Source organism: Wolbachia endosymbiont of Wuchereria bancrofti, assembly GCF_002204235.2.
Taxonomy (GTDB): Bacteria; Pseudomonadota; Alphaproteobacteria; order Rickettsiales; family Anaplasmataceae; genus Wolbachia.
Genome location: NZ_NJBR02000013.1, coordinates 1 through 3,204, shown reverse-complemented (window position 1 = coordinate 3,204; position 3,204 = coordinate 1). Strand labels below are relative to the sequence as shown.

Sequence of the window (3,204 nt, the reverse complement as noted above, 5' to 3'; positions counted from 1 at the left end):
CTTAACCAAATAACGGATAAAGATACAGAGAAAAATGGAAAATGCTTCAATGCTACCATCGATTCATTAGGGTTTGGGAAAAGTTTAAGTGTGTTAGGAAAAAATGATACAATTAAGTATGGAAGTGAAACGCTAAAACCAAGAATAAGAAAATGCTAACAGAAATAAGTATTGATGACTTAGTAAGAGCAAAACCCATGGCAGGCAAAAAAACTGTTGTCAGCTTTACTGAACGAGAAAATATAAGAGAAATGCCAAACAAGCCACAGAAACATAAGTTTATTGCAAACATTATATATAGCAATACCAGTACACAAACAGGAGATTGCATATTAAAATTCCATCCCGCTGCATAACCTATATCATGCAATGTCAATAGCGTTAAGGATAATATCAACATGCCAGTCAATGCTCCAGGATGTAGGCTATTACATTTAATTTCAGCTTAAATGAGTTGCTAGGACCATTAATTATGCTGCTACTTTTAGAGAAAGAACAGGAAAAACATAAGGCATAAAGTTAAGTATCACACCACCAATAAACGCGAACGCTGAATTTATTAGAAACCCCACACTTTACATATAATGAGAACTACAACACAGTCTGAAGTAAAAGAATCTGCTTAAATAGTCAATTGACTTTTTTTGCTGATATGTTAGATATTTTATATTTCTTGCACTTATGTATTAGAAGTTCCATACTTTGGCGGGCGTAGCTCAGTTGGTAGAGCGTCAGTTTGTGGTACTGAATGTCGCCAGTTCGATTCTGGTCGCTCGCCCCAATAAAATTTTTTTGCTTTACGAAGGTATGAATACTAAATCAGTGTACAATTACACAGTCGGCAAAAATTCTCTAATCGTCTGAAATAAAAATCCCAATGAATGGTTGTCAGACGTGTTATGTTCTACTGATTTTACCAGATGTACCTCAACATTGATTGACCTGACCTTTTTGGCTAAATTTAACGAAGTTTGGCAAGGAATATCTTTATCATCAATGCTGTGCAATAAACGCACAGGACAGTTTATATCTATTATCTCTTTTTATTTAAAAGAAGGTTTTTCCTACCATCTTCTACCAAGCTTTTAGTTATTTTGTATATGCAATGCTCTGAAGTAAAATCTATTACACCTTTAGAATCTAGTTCTTCTTTTTACTTATCGGATAGTTGATAGAATATTAAATCTTCAGTAAAGTCAGGAGCAGACGATATGCCCATTAGGCTGCAATTCTTTCTGAAAGTTGAATAGCAGTGAGCAATATCAGCCACCCTACCATGCTTGAACCTATAATTATTTGCTTGCCGCTAGTTAGTTTACGGATTACTCTAACATAATTTTTTTGCCAATCACTCATCTTGTAATTAGTAAAATCACCACTTGAATAACCATGACCAAAGTAATCAAATAACACAAGCGCTATACCATTTTCTTTGACAAAATTTGTAAATAGTAGTTGCTTTAACTCCATTCATATTGGATACAAATCCACTGAAAAAGACTATGGAAGATTTTTTCCCTTTGTAGCTTGCAATGTGCTATGTACTTACCGTTTTCATCAAGCAACCTGCTGTAATCCATGCTATTTTGGTAAAGCAACCTGATTATCGCTTAATTGACGTAAGTAACTGACTAGATCTGCAATTTCCTGCGGATTGGAAATACCTGCAAATGCCATACGCGTACCTTTTATATAGGCTTTTGGACTCTTTAAGAAGGCAAATAACTCCTCATATCCCCACTTTCCGCCCTTTTCAAGCATTGCTTTTGAGTAATTGAATGAGTCACCGAGATGTGCTTTTTTATTTCCAACTATGCTCCATAAGTTTGGTCCTACTTTATTGGCTCCACCTTTATCAAAACTGTGGCAAGCTATACATTTTTTCGCTATTGATTTGCCTCTCTCAAGGCTAGCACTCTGCATGAGCGCTCCAATATCAAGCGCCACTTGTTCAATTTTTTGCTGAGGTTCATTACTGCCAGCAGCTACTATTGTCTGGTGTTCAATTTTATACTTCTCTGGATTGTAAAGCATATCAACTACGTTACTGACTATCATAATGATTAGCCCAGAAAGTAAAATCGATGCTGCAATTTTATTAAGCTCCATAGTTAATCTTTATCAGTTAATGTTGCTTAAATTATGCGAATATTTTTACAGACGGCAAGCAATTACCTTAGCCCACCAAGGATAAAAATTTCTAATAGTTAGGTCACTGTTTCCATTCAGCCAAAGTAACTCGTGATCCAATCACATACTTATCTGGAATAACAACTCCAATATACTTCCTGCAAACATTGCTGTACAATTATTCCCGTAATAATCACCTGACGGCAGCACAATAGCTCCTACTCCTTGCACCTGCTGCTATTTCTCACCAAGTTGCAAATATACCAGGAAGAACAGCATTTGCGGTTGCAGCAATGCAAACTCCAGTTGCTACACTTGAGGCTGACATAGAGATAAAGAACGGCACCAGTGCTGCTATTACAAGTTTTTCTATAATGCTTTCCTTCCCTTTTTCTTCGTTAATCTCATTGCGATAGTAACAGGGCAATCCTATAGCTACAAGCGCTAGCAAAGCTGGAACCTGCAATTCCACCTATTACTAAAAGTGACAGAGCTGTAAAATTGAGCCCTAATCCTACAATAGCTCCTATTACATTGCCCACTCCTACAATAACTCCTCAAACTACCCTTGCACCCCACTGAAATTCATAAGATTGATCTATTTGCTCATTAAGACCATACTTATAATTTCTTTTTCTCATACAACCTCTCTAATGCTTTGCAAAAAAGTTTATCATAGTACTTTTATGTTTATATTTGCAAGTTATTTACTGGAATTACGCCGTACTTCAAAAAATGGTAAATTGCAATTGTAGAACAAACTTAAAAATTCTGATAAAGTAATTTTGTTTATTTACAAAATATGCTACTTGGTATTGAAAAACGCAGCATAACAAATGCACTATGGAAGTTACAAGAAGCAGATCAAAGGGAAGTTTTAACCCTCACTCAGAGGTTTGAATTACCAGAAATACTAGCCAGAATACTGGCTATTCGTGGTATCAATATAGAAAATGCGGGCAATTTTTTATACCCACTAATCAGATCGCTATTACCAGATCCCTTTCATCTTCTTGATATGGATAAAGCTGTTTTTCGCATAATACAGGCAATAAACAATAATGAAAATATAGC

4 protein-coding genes, 1 tRNA gene and 1 pseudogene are annotated in these 3,204 nt (G+C 35.6%); 3 read left to right on the top strand and 3 right to left on the bottom strand.

Features of this window, described 5'->3' with window-relative positions; all coding sequences use genetic code 11:
- Positions 1-152: 152 nt before the first annotated feature.
- Entirely contained in the window at positions 153-356 is a 204-nt protein-coding gene (locus tag CCY16_RS00875; protein WP_088414227.1) for a hypothetical protein, read from the top strand.
- A 349-nt stretch (positions 357-705) separates the two neighbouring features.
- Positions 706-781 (top strand) — tRNA-His (locus CCY16_RS00870).
- A gap of 437 nt (positions 782-1,218) precedes the next feature.
- Here the strand turns inward: CCY16_RS00870 and CCY16_RS05935 are convergent.
- From CCY16_RS05935 to CCY16_RS00855, 3 genes are all read right to left on the bottom strand, one after another.
- Positions 1,219-1,470: an alpha/beta fold hydrolase gene (locus tag CCY16_RS05935; protein ID WP_245800671.1), complete on the bottom strand. Its 252-nt coding sequence runs from the start codon at positions 1,468-1,470 to the stop codon at positions 1,219-1,221.
- A 111-nt stretch (positions 1,471-1,581) separates the two neighbouring features.
- Positions 1,582-2,109: a c-type cytochrome gene (locus CCY16_RS00860; protein ID WP_088414225.1), complete on the bottom strand. Its 528-nt coding sequence runs from the start codon at positions 2,107-2,109 to the stop codon at positions 1,582-1,584.
- Positions 2,110-2,374: 265 nt separating this feature from the next.
- The gene (locus tag CCY16_RS00855) at positions 2,375-2,602 is read right to left on the bottom strand and encodes a hypothetical protein (RefSeq protein WP_088414223.1); all 228 of its coding nucleotides are present in this window, start codon (positions 2,600-2,602) and stop codon (positions 2,375-2,377) included.
- A gap of 330 nt (positions 2,603-2,932) precedes the next feature.
- Between CCY16_RS00855 and CCY16_RS00850 the strand changes: the two are divergent.
- A pseudogene (locus CCY16_RS00850) lies at positions 2,933-3,204 on the top strand (single-stranded-DNA-specific exonuclease RecJ); the annotation flags it as partial.

What these genes read in the sequence shown, in the direction of transcription:
- CCY16_RS05935 (WP_245800671.1), bottom strand. Translation starts at nt 1,470, where the DNA reads ATGGAGTTAAAGCAACTACTATTTACAAATTTTGTCAAAGAAAATGGT.
- CCY16_RS00875 (WP_088414227.1), top strand. Translation starts at nt 153, where the DNA reads ATGCTAACAGAAATAAGTATTGATGACTTAGTAAGAGCAAAACCCATG.
- CCY16_RS00860 (WP_088414225.1), bottom strand. Translation starts at nt 2,109, where the DNA reads ATGGAGCTTAATAAAATTGCAGCATCGATTTTACTTTCTGGGCTAATC.